General features: G+C 71.0%; 17 protein-coding genes and 1 riboswitch. Of the genes, 6 read left to right on the top strand and 11 right to left on the bottom strand.

Going from position 1 to position 18,314, the window contains the following annotated elements; translation table 11 throughout:
- Positions 1 to 276 precede the first annotated feature (276 nt).
- Positions 277 to 401: riboswitch (cobalamin riboswitch) on the top strand.
- Between the two features lie 133 nt (positions 402 to 534).
- Together ACQCO7_RS28580 and ACQCO7_RS28575 are read left to right on the top strand one after the other, a co-directional pair.
- Positions 535 to 2,895, top strand: coding sequence for a ribonucleoside-diphosphate reductase subunit alpha (locus ACQCO7_RS28580; protein WP_464074493.1), 2,361 nt, complete (start codon positions 535 to 537; stop codon positions 2,893 to 2,895).
- A complete protein-coding gene (locus ACQCO7_RS28575) occupies positions 2,895 to 3,911 on the top strand; it encodes a ribonucleotide-diphosphate reductase subunit beta (protein WP_464074492.1) in 1,017 nt (338 codons plus the stop codon). Before ACQCO7_RS28580 ends, ACQCO7_RS28575 begins: the two co-directional genes overlap by 1 nt.
- Before the next feature lie 57 nt (positions 3,912 to 3,968).
- Here ACQCO7_RS28575 and ACQCO7_RS28570 read toward each other — a convergent pair whose 3' ends face one another.
- The 10 genes from ACQCO7_RS28570 to ACQCO7_RS28525 form a co-directional block, all read right to left on the bottom strand.
- A complete protein-coding gene (locus ACQCO7_RS28570; protein ID WP_464074491.1) occupies positions 3,969 to 5,321 on the bottom strand; it encodes a bifunctional albaflavenone monooxygenase/terpene synthase in 1,353 nt (450 codons plus the stop codon).
- The gene (locus ACQCO7_RS28565) at positions 5,322 to 6,437 is read right to left on the bottom strand and encodes a terpene synthase family protein (RefSeq protein ID WP_464074490.1); all 1,116 of its coding nucleotides are present in this window, start codon (positions 6,435 to 6,437) and stop codon (positions 5,322 to 5,324) included.
- Positions 6,438 to 6,713: 276 nt separating this feature from the next.
- Complete coding sequence (gene def, locus ACQCO7_RS28560; RefSeq protein ID WP_050372380.1) at positions 6,714 to 7,364, bottom strand: peptide deformylase; 651 nt, start codon at positions 7,362 to 7,364, stop codon at positions 6,714 to 6,716.
- A gap of 87 nt (positions 7,365 to 7,451) precedes the next feature.
- Positions 7,452 to 8,432: a tetratricopeptide repeat protein gene (locus tag ACQCO7_RS28555; protein ID WP_464077314.1), complete on the bottom strand. Its 981-nt coding sequence runs from the start codon at positions 8,430 to 8,432 to the stop codon at positions 7,452 to 7,454.
- Positions 8,433 to 8,504: 72 nt separating this feature from the next.
- Positions 8,505 to 9,740, bottom strand: a complete 1,236-nt coding sequence (locus ACQCO7_RS28550; protein ID WP_464074489.1) for an HD-GYP domain-containing protein — start codon at positions 9,738 to 9,740, stop codon at positions 8,505 to 8,507.
- The gene (locus ACQCO7_RS28545) at positions 9,737 to 11,002 is read right to left on the bottom strand and encodes an HD-GYP domain-containing protein (protein WP_464074488.1); all 1,266 of its coding nucleotides are present in this window, start codon (positions 11,000 to 11,002) and stop codon (positions 9,737 to 9,739) included. Before ACQCO7_RS28545 ends, ACQCO7_RS28550 begins: the two co-directional genes overlap by 4 nt.
- A gap of 101 nt (positions 11,003 to 11,103) precedes the next feature.
- Positions 11,104 to 11,406 carry a mycothiol system anti-sigma-R factor gene (gene rsrA / locus ACQCO7_RS28540; RefSeq protein WP_010353634.1) on the bottom strand — a complete coding sequence of 101 codons (303 nt, stop codon included), beginning with the start codon at positions 11,404 to 11,406 and terminating at the stop codon, positions 11,104 to 11,106.
- Positions 11,403 to 12,083, bottom strand: coding sequence for an RNA polymerase sigma factor SigR (gene sigR, locus ACQCO7_RS28535; RefSeq protein WP_010353635.1), 681 nt, complete (start codon positions 12,081 to 12,083; stop codon positions 11,403 to 11,405). Before sigR ends, rsrA begins: the two co-directional genes overlap by 4 nt.
- A gap of 193 nt (positions 12,084 to 12,276) precedes the next feature.
- Positions 12,277 to 12,948, bottom strand: coding sequence for an alpha/beta hydrolase family protein (locus tag ACQCO7_RS28530; RefSeq protein ID WP_464074487.1), 672 nt, complete (start codon positions 12,946 to 12,948; stop codon positions 12,277 to 12,279).
- Between the two features lies 1 nt (position 12,949).
- A complete protein-coding gene (locus ACQCO7_RS28525) occupies positions 12,950 to 13,765 on the bottom strand; it encodes an SOS response-associated peptidase (RefSeq protein ID WP_464074486.1) in 816 nt (271 codons plus the stop codon).
- A gap of 50 nt (positions 13,766 to 13,815) precedes the next feature.
- On the opposite strand from ACQCO7_RS28525, the gene ACQCO7_RS28520 reads away from it, so the two are divergent.
- The 4 genes from ACQCO7_RS28520 to ACQCO7_RS28505 all read left to right on the top strand — a co-directional run bounded on the left by ACQCO7_RS28520 (position 13,816) and on the right by ACQCO7_RS28505 (position 17,526).
- Complete coding sequence (locus ACQCO7_RS28520; RefSeq protein WP_464074485.1) at positions 13,816 to 14,514, top strand: M50 family metallopeptidase; 699 nt, start codon at positions 13,816 to 13,818, stop codon at positions 14,512 to 14,514.
- A gap of 231 nt (positions 14,515 to 14,745) precedes the next feature.
- Positions 14,746 to 16,062 carry a 3-phosphoshikimate 1-carboxyvinyltransferase gene (gene aroA / locus ACQCO7_RS28515; RefSeq protein ID WP_464074484.1) on the top strand — a complete coding sequence of 439 codons (1,317 nt, stop codon included), beginning with the start codon at positions 14,746 to 14,748 and terminating at the stop codon, positions 16,060 to 16,062.
- Between the two features lie 5 nt (positions 16,063 to 16,067).
- On the top strand, positions 16,068 to 17,078 hold the full coding sequence (gene rsgA / locus ACQCO7_RS28510) for a ribosome small subunit-dependent GTPase A (protein WP_464074483.1): 1,011 nt from the start codon (positions 16,068 to 16,070) through the stop codon (positions 17,076 to 17,078).
- 124 nt (positions 17,079 to 17,202) lie between these two features.
- The gene (locus ACQCO7_RS28505) at positions 17,203 to 17,526 is read left to right on the top strand and encodes a DMT family transporter (protein WP_464074482.1); all 324 of its coding nucleotides are present in this window, start codon (positions 17,203 to 17,205) and stop codon (positions 17,524 to 17,526) included.
- Positions 17,527 to 17,535: 9 nt separating this feature from the next.
- On the opposite strand, the gene ACQCO7_RS28500 is transcribed toward ACQCO7_RS28505, so the two are convergent.
- Positions 17,536 to 18,159 carry a TetR/AcrR family transcriptional regulator gene (locus tag ACQCO7_RS28500; RefSeq protein ID WP_464074481.1) on the bottom strand — a complete coding sequence of 208 codons (624 nt, stop codon included), beginning with the start codon at positions 18,157 to 18,159 and terminating at the stop codon, positions 17,536 to 17,538.
- Positions 18,160 to 18,314 lie beyond the last annotated feature (155 nt).

Below are 18,314 nucleotides of genomic sequence, written 5' to 3'. Positions count from 1 at the left end.
GCGCTGCCGCGCGCTTTCAGGGGCGCGCTGCTGTCTCTGTACGCGGCTGCCGCCGCGCCGACGAAAAGTGCGCGCGGCGCATCTTTTCCAGGGGCGCGGGGAACTGCGCGACCAGCCACGGCGGACCCGCAGCCGCCCCCGGACAGCAAGCCCCACGGCGGCTCGCGGCCTTTCGTCCCGACACTCCCGAGTTCACACTTCCCACCCAACAGTTGACGCTCCGAAGCCGACGCGACACAACATCTGGGGGTGACCTGACAGGCCGGCACTAGATGTATGCTCATGCTCGCTGTCGCCGCAGGGGAATCCGGTGGGAATCCGGAACTGTCCCGCAACGGTGTACTTGTGCGCATACGCGCCCAGGAGTCAGTCCGAGGACCTGTCGGCAGCAAGCGCCAGCCGTGCTCAGGGACGGCCCGGCGTGCCCTGACGTCCGGGCCTCGCGGAGTGGGCCGGGTACGCGTACGTGTCGTGCGTCCGTGCTGCCCCATGCCCTCCCGCGAAGGCCCCTTGCCGAGCGAGGGAGAGCCTCACGTGACCATCGCGCCAGCCGAACCCGTTTCAGAGGTCCAGGCGGTCGAGACCGGAACCGACGGTCCCGGTACCGCGCTGCTGCGGACCCTGACGGAGCTGACCGCCGACCTCCCCGACGCGGACCCCGGCCGGGTCGCCGCCGCGGCGCTGCGGGGCCGTTCCGCGCGGGCGGACGAGGCCGAGCTGCGGGAGCTGGCGACGGAGGCCGCCGCGGGCCTGATCTCGGAGGACCCGGCGTACTCGCGTCTCGCCGCGCGCCTGCTGACGATCAGCATCCGCGCGGAGGCCGCCTCGCAGAGTGTGACGACGTTCACGGAGTCGGTCTCCGTGGGCCACCGCGAGGGCCTGATCGCGGACCGCACGGCGGAGTTCGCGCGGCTGCACGCCACCTACCTGGACGGCCTGATCGACCCGGTGGCCGACGACCGCTTCGGCTACTTCGGCCTGCGCACCCTGCACAGCCGGTACCTGCTGCGGCACCCGATCACCCGCAAGGTGATCGAGACGCCCCAGCACTTCCTGCTGCGCGTGGCCTCCGGGCTCGCCGAGGACGACACCGTACGAGCCCTGGACGAGGTCGCCGCCCTGTACGGCCTGATGAGCCGCCTGGACTACCTCCCGTCCTCCCCCACGCTGTTCAACTCCGGCACCCGGCACCCGCAGATGTCGTCCTGCTACCTCCTGGACTCCCCCAAGGACGAGCTGGACTCCATCTACGACCGCTACCACCAGGTCGCCCGCCTGTCGAAGCACGCCGGCGGCATCGGCCTGTCGTACTCCCGTATCCGCAGCCGGGGTTCGCTGATCCGGGGCACGAACGGGCACTCCAACGGCATCGTGCCGTTCCTGAAGACGCTGGACGCGAGTGTCGCGGCCGTGAACCAGGGCGGGCGGCGCAAGGGCGCGGCGGCGGTGTACCTGGAGACCTGGCACTCCGACATCGAGGAGTTCCTGGAGCTGCGGGACAACACGGGCGAGGACGCCCGCCGTACGCACAACCTGAACCTCGCGCACTGGATCCCGGACGAGTTCATGCGCCGCGTGAACGCCGACCAGGAGTGGTCGCTGTTCTCGCCCTCGGACGTGCCGGAACTGGTCGACCTGTGGGGCGACGAGTTCGACGCGGCGTACCGGAAGGCCGAAGCCGAGGGGCTCGCCAAGAAGACGATCCCCGCGCGGGACCTGTACGGCCGGATGATGCGCACGCTCGCGCAGACCGGCAACGGCTGGATGACGTTCAAGGACGCCGCGAACCGTACGGCGAACCAGACCGCCGAGCCGGGCCACGTGGTCCACTCCTCCAACCTCTGCACGGAGATCCTGGAGGTCACGGACGACGGGGAGACGGCCGTCTGCAACCTGGGTTCGGTGAACCTGGGCGCGTTCGTCACCGGCGGCGACATCGACTGGGAGCGGCTGGACGAGACCGTCCGTACGGCCGTGACGTTCCTCGACCGGGTCGTGGACATCAACTTCTACCCGACCGAGCAGGCGGGCCGCTCCAACTCCCGGTGGCGGCCGGTGGGCCTGGGCGCGATGGGCCTCCAGGACGTCTTCTTCAAGCTGCGCATCCCGTTCGACTCGCCCGAGGCGAAGGAGCTGTCGACGCGGATCGCCGAGCGCATCATGCTCGCCGCGTACGAGGCGTCCGCGACCCTCGCCGAGCGGTCCGGTCCGCTCCCCGCCTGGGAGAAGACCCGTACGGCCCGTGGCGTGCTGCACCCCGACCACTTCGGCGTCGAGTTCACCTGGCCGGAGCGCTGGGCGGCGCTGCGCGAGCGGATCGCGTCGACCGGCCTGCGCAACTCACTGCTGCTGGCGATCGCGCCGACCGCGACCATCGCGTCCATCGCCGGTGTGTACGAGTGCATCGAGCCGCAGGTGTCCAACCTGTTCAAGCGCGAGACGCTGTCCGGGGAGTTCCTCCAGGTCAACTCGTACCTGGTGCAGGACCTGAAGGACCTCGGCGTGTGGGACGCCCGTACCCGTGAGGCGCTGCGCGAGGCCAACGGCTCGGTGCAGGACTTCGGCTGGATCCCGGCGGACGTCCGCGCGCTGTACCGCACGGCGTGGGAGATCCCGCAGCGCGGTCTGATCGACATGGCTGCGGCCCGTACGCCGTACCTGGACCAGGCGCAGTCCCTGAACCTGTTCCTGGAGACGCCGACGATCGGCAAGCTCTCCTCGATGTACGCGTACGCCTGGAAGTCCGGGCTGAAGACGACGTACTACCTGCGCTCGCGCCCGGCGACGCGGATCGCGCGCGCGGCCCAGGCAGCTGTCCCGGTGCAGGCCACCCCCGACCCCGACGCGGTCGCCTGCTCCCTCGAAAACCCCGAGTCCTGCGAGGCCTGCCAGTAATGACCACCGAAGCCACCAAGAACCTGCTCGACCCGGGCTTCGAGCTGACGCTTCGCCCGATGCGCTACCCGGACTTCTACGAGCGCTACCGGGACGCGATCAAGAACACCTGGACCGTCGAGGAGGTCGACCTCCACTCGGACGTCTCGGACCTCGCGAAGCTGTCCCCCGAGGAGCAGCACCTCATCGGGCGGCTCGTGGCGTTCTTCGCGACGGGTGACTCGATCGTCGCGAACAACCTCGTGCTGACGCTGTACAAGCACATCAACTCCCCGGAGGCGCGGCTGTACCTGAGCCGCCAGCTCTTCGAGGAGGCCGTGCACGTCCAGTTCTACCTGACGCTGCTCGACACCTACCTGCCCGATCCGGAGGACCGCAACGCGGCCTTCGCGGCCGTCGAGAACATCCCCTCGATCCGCGAGAAGGCCGAGTTCTGCTTCAAGTGGATCAACGAGGTCGAGAAGCTGGACAGCCTCCAGACCCAGGCCGACCGCCGCCGCTTCCTGCTGAACCTGATCTGCTTCGCCGCGTGCATCGAGGGCCTGTTCTTCTACGGCGCCTTCGCGTACGTCTACTGGTTCCGCAGCCGGGGTCTCCTGCACGGCCTGGCGACCGGCACCAACTGGGTGTTCCGCGACGAGACGATGCACATGTCGTTCGCGTTCGAGGTCGTCGACACCGTCCGCAAGGAGGAGCCGGAGCTCTTCGACGACGCGCTCCAGCAGCAGGTCACCGACATGCTGAAGGAGGCCGTCGAGGCGGAGCTCCAGTTCGCCCGCGACCTGTGCGGTGACGGTCTGCCCGGCATGAACACCGAGTCGATGCGCCAGTACCTGGAGTGCGTCGCGGACCAGCGCCTGGCCCGTCTCGGCTTCGCCCCGGTCTACGGCTCCGAGAACCCCTTCTCCTTCATGGAGCTCCAGGGCGTCCAGGAGCTGACGAACTTCTTCGAGCGCCGCCCGTCGGCGTATCAGGTCGCCGTGGAAGGCACGGTCGACCTGGACGAGGACTTCTGACCCGGCGCGTCCCGTCACCCACGGCCCGGCACTCCCCCGAGTGCCGGGCCGTCGTGTTCAGCGGGCGATCGGCCGCAGCCGCAGGTCCCTCGGGCGCAGGGTGATGCCGATCCGGTGCCGGGAGTCCGAGCCCGGGGTCTCCTCGAAGCGGAACGCCGTGGCCATCGCGGCGGTGAGGAGGGTCATCTCCGCCATGGAGAAGTGGTCGCTGGGGCACTTGCGGTTGCCGACGCTGAAGGGGCTCATCGCGTGTTTGGGGACTTCCTCCGAGCCACCGGGGAGCCAGCGGTCGGGGGAGAAGAGTTCGGCGCGGTGGTAGGAGCGGGGGTCGCGCTGGACCGCGTAGGGGCTGTAGACGATGTCGGCGCCGGCGGGAATGTCGTATCCGCCCAGAGTGGTGGCGGCCACCGCCCGGCGGGTCAGAATCCATACCGCCGGATAGAGGCGCAGGGTCTCGACGACGACATTCCCGGTGTACGGCAGACTGCGGACGTCGTCGAATCCCACGGGCCGGTCGCCCGCCACGTTTTTCACCTCGGCCCGGATCTTGTCGGCGTGTTCGGGGTACTCGGTGAGCACCAGGAGCAGCGACATGATCATGGACCCGACGGTTTCGCTCCCCGGGGTGAGTATCGCGATGACCTGGTCGTGGATCTCCTGTTCCGAGATGGGTTCGCCATTCTCGTCGACCGCCTCCAGCAAAGCCGTCAGCAAATCGTCGGGCTTTTGCCCCGAGGCCCGTCGGTCGGCGACGATCTCGTCGACGAGGAGGTGCAAATCGGCCAGCGCCCGGTTGAATTCGCGGTTGGCCGGAAGCGGCACGCGATAAAGCGGTCCGAGGGGGACCACCATCCGCTGGTACATACCGCGGAAGAGGCTCGCGAGGTCCGCGCAGATACGGTCGGCCCGCTCGTCCATGTAGCTCCCGCGCATGAGGCAGCGCGCGGCGATCCTCGTCGCGACCCGGAACGACTCGGCGGTGACGTCGAGGCTGTCCGCGCCGCGCCACCGCTCGACGAGGGCCCGCGCCTCCTCCTCCATGACGGGCCCGTACCCGGGTATCGCGTCGAGCCGGAACGCGGGCTGTATGGTGCGCCGCTGGCGCCGGTGCAGGGGCCCGTTGGCGGTGGCGACCCCCTGCTTGCCCAGGAGGCTCTCCAGCGACTCCCACAGGGGCCCGGCGATGATGTAGTCGGGGCTGAGGGCGACCTCGCCGATCAGCTCGGGCGAGGTGACCGCGTACACCGTCTTCGGCCCGAGCTTCAGCCGGACGACGTCCCCGTGGTCGCGCAGCTGGGAGAAGAACGCGAGAGGTGAGCTGGCCAGTTTCCAGCCGTGGCCGAGGAGGGGGAGCCCGCCACCCGCGAGGGGTGCCTCCACGGGGGCCGGCCGTACCGATTCGAGGGTCATCTATTTCTCTCCCGACGGCGCGTTGTCGACATAAGGGGGTGTGGACCGGTCGTCCCAGCTGTCGACCATGTAGCGGCCGGACTCGTGGTGGAACCAGTAGACGGAACCGAACCAGTTCCGCATGTTCGCGAGGCAGGCGAGCACGGCGTCGCGGATTTCCTTGTCGCCGATACCGTCCGCGTACCGGCGCGTCTCCCGTTCGGCGGCGAGGAAATCGGCGATGCATTCCAGAATCCGCCGCCTGAGTTCCTCGACGGATTCCTCCAGGGTCAGCCTTTCGTGGACGATGAGGCTGATGCCGAGATTGTGGACCTCGTCGCCCGCTATTTCCTTCGGCAGCGAGCAGAGGTCGTTGTACCAGGCGGCGAACTCCTGGCTGAGAAGTGCGGCCCGCCGGAATGCCGGGTGTTTCCGTACGGCGTCCGGGAGTTGTGTTCCGGCGGCGGGTTCCAGGAGATCCGTCCATATCCAGTGGGCGAAGGTGAGGCGCCTGAGGGCGAGATATTCCTCGACCGGCGGGACGCGCGCCTCGACGCGGTTGCGGAACTCCCGGTCGTAGGCGTCGATCACCTGGTGGAAGTGCCGGGCGAAGCGCGCGTTCCAGCTCTCGGGGAGGAAGCCGTAGAGCCTCAGGACGCTGTCGGCGAGGCCCGCGACCAGCGGGTCCTGGTGGTGCAGGTGCGCCCCCGGGGCGTCGAGGGCCTGATGGAGCAGGGACTTGAGGCGGCGCCAGGACGCGGTGCGGCCGTGCACGATGTCACGGTCGTGGCGGTCGTCCCAGACGAAGAACCAGGCGCTGTAGTCGGCGACGGCCTGGAGGACCGCGTCGGGGGCGCCGAGGTAGTAGCACGCCATCAGATCCGTGTAGCACAGGCCATCGGCATATTCCGCGACCTTGTCCGGCGGCATGAGCCGCTTTTCCAGCAGCCAGCGCCGGGTGTTCCGCTGGAGCCGCGGCCAATACGGATGCCTCAGCCGGGGAAACTCCGCCTCGACGACCGGCAGACTGAGCGACGGCGGAACCGCGGGCGCCGGGCCGGTACCCGGCTCGCGGTTTGCGGCACCCTGTGCGGCACCGGTCCTGCTGTATGTGGTGCTGTGTGGGAAAGCTGGCACGAACAACCCCTCTCGGCCGCCTGTCGCACACACCCCTCCCGCTGTGCCGGGCGTGCGCCGTTGCGTATCCCCGCTCTTCCCATTCAGCACCACAACTGACCGTTCTGGGAACGGATTTGCTTCTTTCACCACCCCGGAATGATGAGATTCCACCCCTGGCTGACTGGTTATGGATCAAAAGGTGCGCTTACGCGATCGGACGTGCGAGGGACATACGAGCGGCGCCCGGCCGGAGGGGTTCCGGGCCGGGCGTCGTCCGCGTGTACGCGCGGGGTGTCAGTCGTTGGCGACCACGGGGTAGCGGGGCTCGTTCTCGGCCATCTGCCTGAGCGCCTCCTTGCGGTCCCGCTTGGAGAGGCGGTCGATGTAGAGGTAGCCGTACAGGTGGTCGGTCTCGTGCTGCAAACACCGTGCGAAGAAGCCGGTGCCGCGCACCTTGATCGGGTTGCCGCGCTCGTCCTGGCCGGTGACCTCGGCATAGTCGGGGCGGGCGAGTTCCGCGTACGCGGTCGGCACGGACAGGCAGCCCTCGTTGCCGTCGTCCAGGCGCCGCTTGTCGGCGGGGAGTTCGACGAGCTTCGGGTTGCAGACGACGCCGGTGTGGCGGACCCCGTCGTCGTCCGGGCAGTCGTAGACGAACACCTTCAGGTCGACCCCGACCTGGTTCGCGGCCAGACCCACACCCTCGGCGGTGCGCTGCGAGGCGAACATGTCGTCGACCAGCTTCAGCAGGGACTCGTCGAACTCGGTGACGTCCTCGCACTCCTTGTGGAGCACCGGGTTGCCGACGACGGTGATGGGCAGCGAGGTCCCGCGCTCGCGGTAGGCCGCCTCACGCGCCTCGTTGTCCTCGGTGTCGATGACGAAGCCCTCGTCGTCCACGGGGAGCACGCCCGCGTGCTGCTGATCGGTGTCCTGCTGCGCCATGACGACGTAAGCCTTCCTGCAACCTGAAGAAAAATCTGCGGGTACAGCCTAAAGGGACGCACCCCGGAGATCCGGCGCCGTAACGGTTCAGCAGACCTCTTCGACGTCCCGATAGTCCCGTGTGTCCGGGCTGTCCGCGACCCATCCCTCCAGCAGCCCCGCCACCAGCGAAGCCGGCGCGGCCACCCCGCACTCGCGCTCCGGCACCCACAGCTGGCCGTCGGTGCGGTGGCCGAGCGGCCCCGGCTGGCCCGGTTCGCTGTGGTCGTGGGGGTCGAGGTGCTCCCCGTCGCCCTCGTCGGACGGCATCCGCGACTCGGAGCACGTCCGGCACAGCAGCCGCACGGACGACGACCAGTCCTCGGCGGCGAACCCGGCGTCGGCGGCGAGCTGTTCGAGGGCGTCCCGGTCGGCCTCGGTCGCCGCCTCCAGGAGCACCACCCAGGTCGGCACCGGTGACGGCGCCCACAGCTCGATCTCGTCGAAGACCGGGTAGGAGTGCCCGGCGGAGGTGGTGCGCTCGCCGTGCGGCACCCCGTCGTGCAGGACGACCTCGCCCCAGCGCCGCCCGGAGGAGGGCAGCGGGATCGAGAGCACCTCGACGCGCGCGGGGTCGAGCCGCCGTCCCCACACCACCTCGGCCTCGCCCTCGGGGGAGAGCCGTACGGCGGCGCTGCCGAGGTCCATGCCGACGGGCTCGGCCAGGGAGCCGGAGCCGCCGGGCACGTCCAGTCCGTACGCCTCCCAGGCGCGGCGGGCCAGCGGCCAGTCCTGGAGGGCGGTCGCGGCGATGCCGACGTTCCACCAGTCGGGGGCGCCCGCGTCCCGGTCGAGGAGGGCGACGGCGCGCAGGCCCGCGGCCCGCGCCTGCTCCCAGTCGTGCCGGAACTTGTGCAGGAGGGCCAGGTTGAACCAGGACTCCGACAGCCACGGTTCCAGATCGGCCGCGCGGGTCAGGAGCGCTCCCGCGTCCTCGTACCGCCCGTCGCCGATCAGTGTGAACGCGCGATCGGTGGCCTGCCGCCAGGAGGCGGAGGGCCGGTGCCGTCCCTTGCCGAAGATCCTCACATCACCACCCGCCAGTTCCCCTGACACCCTCTGCTCATCGCATCAAACCACGTACGACCGGAAGGGCGCTCCCTACCCATGGGTTACCCAGGGGCGGCCGGGGTATGACAGCCCGCCCCGATCGCCGGACAGCACCCGCGCGAGCGCCGCGACGACCTCGGGCGCGTACCGGTCGCCCGTCCCGAGCCGCAGCTCCTCCAGCGCGCTGAGCGGCCCCGAGGCGCGCGCCTTCTCCTCGTACGCGTTGACCACCCGCACGATCCGCGCGGCCCGGGGCTGGTCGGTGCCCGGGTCGGCCTGCCGCTCCACGACGGCGGCGACCTGCGCGCCCGCGCCGGTCTGCCGTACGACGGCCCCGCCGAGCAGCGCGATCCGGCGCTGTTCCTCGGGCGGCAGGCCGCTGGTCGCGCCCTCGGGGACGGGGTCGACGAGGCTGAGCTGGCCGATGTCGTGCATCAGCGCGGCGTACTCCAGGACGGTCGACTCGGCCTCCGTGAGCCCCAGTTCCCGGCCGACGGCCTGGCAGAGCGCGGCGACGCGGTGCGCGTGCCCCGTGGGCGTGTACCCGGCGATCTCGGTGGCCCGCGCGAGGGACGCGATGGTCTGCCGGTAGGTGGCCCGTACGGCCGCGTACCGGCGCAGCGCGACCTGCGCCAGCAGCGGCGGCACACAGAACAGGGGCAGCGCCCACAGTCCGACGACGGCCACCGCGAGCGCGGTCACCGCGCCGGTCGCGCACACGGCCGACCCGATGCCGGGCACCGCGCGCAGCTCGTCGCGCAGCAGGGGCCCGTACGGCCATCCCGTGCGCGCGTGCGCGAGGGCCGCCGCGACGACCGCGTCGCACAGGGCCGTCAGCACGAGCAGCGCCAGCAGGAGGACGGCGTACCCGGGACCGTCCGCGAGGACACCCCGGTTGAACAGGGGCTGGAAGCACAGCGCCGCGAACCCCACGGACAGGAGGCGGCGTACGAGGTGGTCGGCGACGCTGCCGCGCCCGCGCGCGATGTGCGGCACGTTCCCGATGAGCGAGGCGACGGCGACCACGGCGACGACCTGCGCCGCGCCGTGCCCGGTGGGGGCGCCGGCGTCGTCCCCGAGGAGCGCGTACGCGAGAGCGGCGGCGGCGCCGAGGGGGGCCATGTCCCTGACGCCGGGCCCGCTCCAGCGGAGGGCTTCACCGAGGGCGATCAGGGCGGCGAAGGCGAGGACCGTGGGGGCGTCCTTGAGGCCCTCGGCGCAGGTGAGGGCGAGGGAGGCGGCCACGGCGAGGGCGGCGAAGGCGTGCAGGAGGGGCCGGGGCCTCACGGTCGGACCGCTTTGTGTGCGACGTCCGTGGCCGGGGACGCCGTGCACACCGGTTCCTCCGCCGTCACCACCGGATGCCACCCCCACCGCTCCAGCGCCCTCCCCAGCGCCTCCACCATCCGCGGGTCGAACTGCGCCCCCGCGCACCGCCGCAGCTCCTCCAGCGCGACCGGCACCGGGCGTGCCCTGCTGTACGACCGGGTCGAGGTCATCGCGTCGAAGGCGTCCGCGACGGCGACGATGCGGGCGGGTTCGGGGATGCCGTACCCGGCGAGGCCGTACGGGTAGCCGCCCCCGTCGAACCGCTCGTGGTGGTGGAGGATCGCGGAGCGTGCCTCGCCGAGGAACGCGATCCCCCGGGTGATCTCGTGCCCGTACTCGGGGTGCAGCTCGATGACGCGCCGCTCCTCGGGGGTGAGGGGCCCGTCCTTGCGGAGCAGCCGGGTGGGGACGCCGAGTTTGCCCACGTCGTGCAGGATTCCGGCGAACCGGATCAGCTCGACGCGCTCCTCGTCCATGCCCAGCTCCCGGGCGATCATCACGGACGCCTGCCCGACGCGTTCGCTGTGCCCGCGCGTGTACTCGTCCTTGATGTCGACGGCCTGCACCAGCGCGCGGATGGTCGCGCTGTGGGCGGCGCGTTCCCGGTGCACCTGGGCGAACACCCACCAGGCCACGCACATCGGCAGCAGCACGAGCAGCGCGGCGACCGGCCCGTAGGGGCTGCGCCACAGCACGGCCATCATCAGCCCGGCGAGCCCGTGCACGGCGAGAGGGGCCAGGGCCCGGCAGATCGCGGGCCGCCGCACGGGCTCCCCGGCGAGAACGCGCACTGCGCTGTCGAGGACGGTCAGTACGAGGCAGTAGACGAGCACAGCGGCGGCGGCAGGCACCAGGGCGTACGGGAACTCCGGCGCGACCACGGCGTCCCGCCCCCCGAGCCGCCAGTGCACCCACCCCGCGGCCCAGACAGTGACGGCCCCGGAGGCTCCCCGCCAGACGCGGCGCACCCAGCCGGCGGACGCGCACAGGGCGCCGGGCAGGGGCACGAGGGCGGCGGCGGGAGGGGGCAGCAGGAACACGGCGGCCAGGAGCACGGGGTGGAAAGCCCCTTTGACGACCCGCTCCCCGATTCCGTGCACCACCGCGAGCAACCCGACGGCGATCCAGGGCGTCCTACTGGGCGAGGGCACACACACCGCGCCGGCTACCAGAACGACCGCCCCGACAAACACCCGCGCCCGCCCCGCAATAGCCTCCACGGACGGGAAGCCTAGGGACGGGCGGACGAGGCGGAAGGGGTAACCAGAGGTAGTACCCCATTCGAGTGAATGGTGTCCTCTCAGGTCTCCCGAGTGTTTTCTCAGGTCTCCTGAGGTGCGGCCGTGACGTCATGGTCGGGCACGACCTGCCCCGACCGGATCAGGTCGATCCGGCCCATGACCTTCGCCCGGAGGTCGGCCGGCACGTCGTCCTGGCCGCAGCAGCGCTTGACCAGCTTCTTCACGGCCTGTTCGAGCCCGTACTTCTCCAGACACGGCGAGCACTCGTCGAAGTGGACCTGGAACTTGTCCCGGTCCCCGAGAGGCATCTCGCTGTCGAGGTACTCGTAGAGATGATCGAGAACCTCGGAGCAGTCCGTCTCGTGGGCGTCTCCGCAGCTCATGAACCCGAGCCTTTCGCTTCGTTCGACTCCCCCGCGCCGGCCGGGACGAGTCCGCGCTCACGCGCGTAGTCCTCCAGCATGCCGCGCAGTTGACGCCGGCCCCGGTGCAGCCGGGACATCACCGTACCGATGGGTGTCCCCATGATGTCGGCGATCTCCTTGTAGGCAAAGCCCTCGACGTCCGCGAGATACACGGCGATCCGGAACTCCTCGGGAATCGCCTGGAGCGCTTCCTTCACGTCCGAGTCGGGCAGGTGGTCGAGGGCCTGCGACTCGGCGGAGCGCAGCCCGGTCGACATGTGCGACTCGGCGCGCGCGAGCTGCCAGTCCTCGATCTCCTCGGCCGCGGAGCGCTGGGGTTCGCGCTGCTTCTTGCGGTACGAGTTGATGAACGTGTTCGTGAGGATCCGGTACAGCCACGCCTTCAGGTTCGTGCCCTCGCGGAACTGGTGGAAGGACGCGTACGCCTTGGCGTACATCTCCTGCACGAGGTCTTCCGCGTCCGCCGGGTTGCGGGTCATCCGCAGCGCGGCGGAGTACATCTGGTCGAGGAATTCGAGCGCGTCCCGCTCGAAGCGCGCGCTGCGCTCCGCGGTCGACTCGTTCACGCCCCGGCCCTCGGGCTGCTCCGCCTGGCCGTGTTCGGTCCCTGCGTCGGTACCGGTGACCGGACCCACCTCCTCAAGATTCCAGGCAGCACCGAGACCGGTGCCACCAGAATCGGAGGATAGACGACGACCCGCTCCTCCCGCCCCCGGAATCTGGGCGGTCCTCGCCGCATGCAGCACCGTCCAGTCCAGGTCGGCACGGCTGGAGCGGTTCGGGCAGATGGTCGAACCCATGCGGCGGACTCCCTCTCTTACGGCCTTCTCAACGTCCTGTGTCTGCCTCAACAGTCGTACGGGACTCACCATTCCCGAGCGCCCCGATCCACCGGACGACGCCGTCCGTGATGACCGTCACGGTCTCCTCCGGCGTGACCCCGCTCCGCTTCGGCACGGCGAACCCGTGATCCCCGTACGGAACCTCCACCATCCCGAACGCCCCCGCCGGGAACTCCGCCGGCTTCCCGAAGGGGTCGTTCCCGCCCTGGACGACGAGCGTCGGCACGCCCGCGCCGAGCAGCTCCCCGGCGCGGGACCTCTCCGGCCTGCCGGGCGGGTGGAGGGGGAAGCTGAGCGCGAGGACGGCCACGGCGCCCAGGTCCTTCGCCGTACGGCAGGCGACGCGGGCGCCGGCGGAGCGGCCACCGGCGATCACGGGGAGGTTCCCGGCGGCCACGGCACCCCAGACGCCGGACCACCCGGCGTCCAGCGTCTTCGGCGCGGGGGCGACCTTCTTGCCGGCGACCCGCCAGGGCTGCTCGACGAGGGCGACGGTCACACCGTGGGCGGGGAGTACGGCGGCCAGTGCCTGGAGGTCGCGGGCCTCGATGCCGCCGCCGGCGCCGTGGCTCACGGCGAGGACGAGGCGGGGGTGCTGCGCCGGGTGCCAGGTGATACGGGCGTCGCCCGCGTCGGTGGGGACGAGCTGGGTGGTCATGTCAGAAGAGTGTGCCCTCCTCGGGCCCCTCCAGCTCCGTCAGCAGCTCCGGGCCGTTGTTGCGGACGTTGCTGACCGCCGTCGACACCGGGTACGCCCGCATCAGGCCGGCCGGCGGGGGCGACAGCATCGGTACGAGGTCGTCGAGGCCGGTCGTCGTGGGGTCCAGCCACGCGTCCCACCGGTCCGGCGTCAGCATCAGCGGCATCCGGGGGTGGATCTCGGCCAGGCTGCCGGGGCCGTCGGCCGGGGCGAGTGCGAGGGGCGTGGTCTCGGCCTCGGTCGTGATCACCGAGCACGTCACCCACCAGGCCAGCGGGTGCTCGTCGGGCAGCGTCCGGTCACGCCAGAACTCGTACAGCCCCGCCATCGCGAACACGGACCCGTCGGCCGGCGACACGAAGTACGGCTGCTTGCGGGGCCGCTTCCTCTTCCCCTCGACCTCCAGCTCCCGCTCCTCCCTGGCGGTGACCCACTCGTAGTACCCGTCCGCCGGGACGATGCAGCGCCGCGTGGCGAACGCGCGCCGGAACGAGGGCTTCTCGTGCACGGTCTCCGCCCGCGCGTTGATCATCCGCGCGGCGCCCTCGGGCGACTTCGCCCACGCCGGCACGAGCCCCCACTTCACCGTACGGAGCTGCCGAACCGGCCGCCGGTCCTCCGCGTCTTTCAACGGACGGTCCAGGACGACGTACACCTCTTTCGTGGGCGCCACGTTGAAATCCGGCGCCCACGCCTCTTCCGGCTCGATCTTCTCGATCTCAAAGATTCCTGCGAGATCCTCGGGTCCACGACTGGCCGCATACCGTCCGCACATACGTGCCACACTGCCAGACCCCTTACGACAGTTGGGAGCCCCCGCCTCTTATGGACACCTTGTGGGACCGAGTCACCGGACTCCAGCCCGACCCCGACCTCTGGGTGGTCCTGGCCACAGCCGCAGCCGCCCTGGCGATAGTGATCCCCCACAACCTGTGGCGCATCTCCCGCAACGCGATCACGATCGCGCACGAAGGGGGCCACGGCCTGATCGCCCTCCTCACGGGCCGCACCCTGACAGGCATACGCCTGCACTCGGACACCAGCGGCCTGACCCTGAGCCGAGGCAAGCCGCACGGCATGGGCATGATCCTCACGGCGGCGGCAGGCTACACAGCCCCCTCACTCCTGGGCCTGGGCGGCGCCTCCCTGCTGGGCGCGGGCCGCATCACCCTGCTCCTGTGGGTGGCGACGGCGCTCCTGGTAGCGATGCTGGTGATGATCCGCAACGCGTACGGAGTCCTGACCGTGGTCCTCTCGGGCGGCGCCTTCCTCCTGGTCTCCTGGCTGGCAGGCCCCCAGGTCCAGGCGGCGTTCGCGTACGCGGTGGTGTGGTTCCTGCTGCTGGGAGGGGTGAGGCCGCCGTTCGAGCTCCAGGCGAAGAGGAGAAGGGGAGGAGCGGGGGAGTCGGACGCGGACCAGCTGTCGCGCTTGACGCACGTACCGGCGGGGTTGTGGCTGTTCCTGTTCCATACGGTGTCGTTGTGTGCGTTGCTGGGTGGGGGGAGATGGCTGCTGGGGTTGTGATGCGGCCCTGAAGGGGCTCGCATCTTTTAGGGGCGCGGGGCTGTGCCAATGTGCGGCTACCGCCGCGCGGGCGCGACCAGCCACGACACCTCCGCCCTCACCCCGCCCGTGATGCGGCCCCGCAGGGGCCCGCATCTTTAGGGGCGCGGGGAACTGCGCGACCAGCCACGACGGCGCCGCACCCAACCACCACGGCGGACCCGATTCGCAACGGCCGACTAAAGTGAACGCATGCCGCAGAACCCCGTCCACACCGCCCACTGGCCCGCCCCCACCGCGAGCGGAGCCGTCGACGCGACGGTCCACGTGCCGGGGTCCAAGTCCGTCACCAACCGAGCCCTGGTGCTAGCCGCGCTGGCGAGCGAGCCGGGATGGCTGCGCCGCCCCCTGCGGTCGAGGGACACCCTCCTCATGGCGGGCGCGCTGAGGGCGATGGGCGTGGGGATCGAGGAGGGGGTCGGCCCTGACGGCACCGGCGAGGCATGGCGCGTCCTCCCCACCGATCTCAGGGGCCCGGCGACCGTGGACGTCGGCAACGCCGGCACGGTCATGCGCTTCCTCCCTCCCGTCGCCACCCTGGCCAACGGCCCGATCAGGTTCGACGGCGACCTGAGGTCGTACGAACGCCCCCTGCACGGAGTGATCGACGCCCTGCGCACCCTGGGCGCGAGGATCGACGACGACGAACGGGGCGCGCTCCCCCTCACGGTCCACGGCGGAGGCGCCCTGGACGGCGGCCCGGTGGAGATCGACGCCTCCTCCTCGTCCCAGTTCGTCAGCGCGCTCCTCCTCTCGGGCCCCCGCTTCAACCAGGGCGTGGAGGTGCGGCACACCGGCACGACCCTCCCCTCCCTCCCCCACATCCGCATGACCGTGGACATGCTCCGCGCGGCCGGCGTCCAGGTGGACACCCCGGAGGCGGGCGGCGAACGCAACGTCTGGCGGGTGACCCCGGGCGCCCTCCTGGGCAGGGACCTGACCATCGAACCGGACCTCTCGAACGCCCAGCCCTTCCTCGCGGCGGCGCTGGTGACCGGCGGCAGGGTCACCGTCCCGGACTGGCCGAGGCGCACGACGCAGCCCGGCGACGCCCTGCGGGAGATCTTCACGGCGATGGGCGGCTCCTGCGACCTCACGGACGAGGGCCTGACCTTCACCGGCACGGGCAAGGTCCACGGCATCGACGTGGACCTGGGCGACGTGGGCGAGTTGACCCCCGGCATCGCGGCGGTGGCCGCCCTCGCGGACTCCCCGTCGACCCTGCGCGGCGTGGCCCACCTCCGCCTCCACGAGACGGACCGCCTCGCGGCCCTCACCAAGGAGATCAACGAACTCGGCGGCGACGTCACGGAGACGGCGGACGGCCTGCACATCCGCCCGAGGCCCCTGCACGGCGGCACGTTCCACACGTACGACGACCACCGCATGGCGACGGCCGGCGCGATCATCGGCCTGGCGGTGAAGGGCGTCAAGATCGAGAACGTGGCGACGACCGCGAAGACCCTCCCGGACTTCCCGGAGATGTGGACCGGGATGCTCGGGAACTGACGATCATGCGTCGCTACGGCAAGCACACCGACGAGGACGACATCCCCTCGCGCCCCAACCGCAAGGGCAACCGTCCCCGTACGAACATCCGCCCCAAGCACGAGGACGCGGCCGAGGGCATGGTCCTCACGGTCGACCGGGGCCGCCTGACCTGCCTGGTGGGAGACCGCACGGTCCTCGCGATGAAGGCCCGTGAACTGGGCCGCAAGGCGGCGATCGTCGGCGACCGGGTCGCCCTGGTCGGCGACCTCTCAGGCGCGAAGGACACCCTGGCCCGCATCGTCCGCATCGAGAAGCGCACCTCGGTCCTGCGCCGCACGGCGGACGACGACGACCCGTACGAACGCGTGGTGGTCGCCAACGCCGACCAGCTGGCGATCGTCACCGCGCTCGCGGACCCGGAACCCCGCCCCCGCCTGATCGACCGCTGCCTGGTGGCGGCGTACGACGGCGGCCTCGACCCGCTGCTGGTGCTGACCAAGTCGGACCTGGCCCCCCCGGACGAGCTCCTGGAGCTGTACGGCGCCCTGGACATCCCGTACGTGGTCACGAACCGCGACGAGCTGGAGAACGGCGACGCGGCGGACCGCGTACGGGAGTTCCTGACCGGCCGGACGACCGCGTTCGTCGGCCACTCCGGCGTGGGCAAGACGACCCTGGTCAACGCGCTGGTGCCGGCCGACCGCCGGCGCCTGACGGGCCACGTCAACTCGGTGACCGGCCGGGGACGCCACACGACGACGTCGGCCCTCGCGCTCCCGCTGCACGGCGCTGACGACTGGGTGATCGACACCCCCGGCATCCGCTCCTTCGGCCTCGCGCACATCGACCCCTCGCGCGTCATCCACGCCTTCCCGGACCTGGAGGAGGGGACGGCGAACTGCCCGCGCGCGTGCAGCCACGACGAACCGGACTGCGCGCTGGACGCGTGGGTCGCCGAGGGCCACGCGGACCAGGCACGCCTGTACTCGCTGCGCCGGCTGCTGTCGACGCGCGAGCGCACGGAAGGCGACTGACGGTCCCTCAGGACACGTCCCTGACCTGGGTGTTGTTTGTGTGCACCTGAGTCCGGTAAGTGCACAATCGCACCGACCCCGACGGAACATGACCGAACGTGACACCAAAACGGGAGGACAGCACATGGCATGGCTGCTGGTCGTCGTGGCCGGACTGCTCGAAACAGGTTTCGCGGTGTGCCTCAAGCTGTCCCACGGCTTCACGCGTCTGTGGCCGACGATCGCGTTCGCGGCGTTCGCGCTGGGCAGCTTCGGGCTGCTGACGCTGGCGCTGAGAAAGCTGGACGTGGGTCCGGCGTACGCGGTGTGGACGGGGATCGGGGCGGCCGGCACCGCGATCTACGGGATGGTCTTCCTGGGGGACCTGGTCTCGGTGCTGAAGCTCGTGTCGATCAGCTTCGTGATCATCGGGGTGATCGGGTTGCAGCTGTCGGGGTCGGCGCACTGAGGGAGCCGGTCAGGGGGTGAGGCGCCGCTGAAGGGCCCCGTGCTTCAGCGCCCCGGCCACCAGTTCCCTGACGCCCCCCTCCCCCGCCGGCGCCGCGACGCACGACAGCGCCAGCCGCACCGCCAGTTCCGCGCCGCGCACCACCTCGTCGGCGTCCCCCTTCCCGGTCCCGGCCGGGGCCAGCACGGCCAGCGACCGCTCCCGTACGTGGGCGACGAAGTCCCCCGGCGCGGGCAGCGCCCCGTCCGCCCGCCGCTGCGCGGGCACCGCCGTCGCCGACAGCACCGCCCTGAGCGGCGGCGAGGGCAGCCGCTCGCTCCAGCAGCCGGTGAGCATGGCCCGGACGAGGGGGTTCTCCCGCGCGTGCGCGACGGTCCACTCGGCGAGCAGGGCGAGCCGCTCGCCCACGTCGCCCTCCTCCGCGAACGCCCGCTCGACGCCCGCGAGATAGCCGTCCGCCTCCCGGCGCACCAGGGCCCGCGCGAGCCCGTCCTTGCTGCCGAACTCGTTGTAGAGCGTCTGCCGCGACACCCCGGCCGCCGCGGCCACGTCCACCATCCGCACCGTCGACCACGACCGCCGCGCCAGCGCCGCGAAAGCGGCGTCCAGCAGAGACTCCCGCGCTGAGGGCATCGTCGCCTCCCTGGGCCGAGCAACTCTGCCGCACACATTTGACGCGGCCGGGACCACTGTCAATAGCCCGCGTCCCGATACGGCGGGAACGCGTCACCGGAAAACCGACACCAACCCGCAACCACCTCGTTCCCCCGCGCGTAGCCCCGTTCCCA

The organism is Streptomyces saintjeani (assembly GCF_055409605.1).
This window is presented reverse-complemented; position numbering and strand designations above follow the sequence as displayed.

Bases quoted from the DNA above. Each gene is read 5' to 3' on its own strand.
- ACQCO7_RS28570 (WP_464074491.1), bottom strand. From the start codon at position 5,321: ATGACCCTCGAATCGGTACGGCCGGCCCCCGTGGAGGCACCCCTCGCG.
- ACQCO7_RS28575 (WP_464074492.1), top strand. From the start codon at position 2,895: ATGACCACCGAAGCCACCAAGAACCTGCTCGACCCGGGCTTCGAGCTG.
- def (WP_050372380.1), bottom strand. From the start codon at position 7,364: ATGGCGCAGCAGGACACCGATCAGCAGCACGCGGGCGTGCTCCCCGTG.
- ACQCO7_RS28520 (WP_464074485.1), top strand. From the start codon at position 13,816: ATGGACACCTTGTGGGACCGAGTCACCGGACTCCAGCCCGACCCCGAC.
- rsgA (WP_464074483.1), top strand. From the start codon at position 16,068: ATGCGTCGCTACGGCAAGCACACCGACGAGGACGACATCCCCTCGCGC.
- aroA (WP_464074484.1), top strand. From the start codon at position 14,746: ATGCCGCAGAACCCCGTCCACACCGCCCACTGGCCCGCCCCCACCGCG.
- ACQCO7_RS28530 (WP_464074487.1), bottom strand. From the start codon at position 12,948: ATGACCACCCAGCTCGTCCCCACCGACGCGGGCGACGCCCGTATCACC.
- ACQCO7_RS28525 (WP_464074486.1), bottom strand. From the start codon at position 13,765: ATGTGCGGACGGTATGCGGCCAGTCGTGGACCCGAGGATCTCGCAGGA.
- ACQCO7_RS28505 (WP_464074482.1), top strand. From the start codon at position 17,203: ATGGCATGGCTGCTGGTCGTCGTGGCCGGACTGCTCGAAACAGGTTTC.
- rsrA (WP_010353634.1), bottom strand. From the start codon at position 11,406: ATGAGCTGCGGAGACGCCCACGAGACGGACTGCTCCGAGGTTCTCGAT.
- ACQCO7_RS28500 (WP_464074481.1), bottom strand. From the start codon at position 18,159: ATGCCCTCAGCGCGGGAGTCTCTGCTGGACGCCGCTTTCGCGGCGCTG.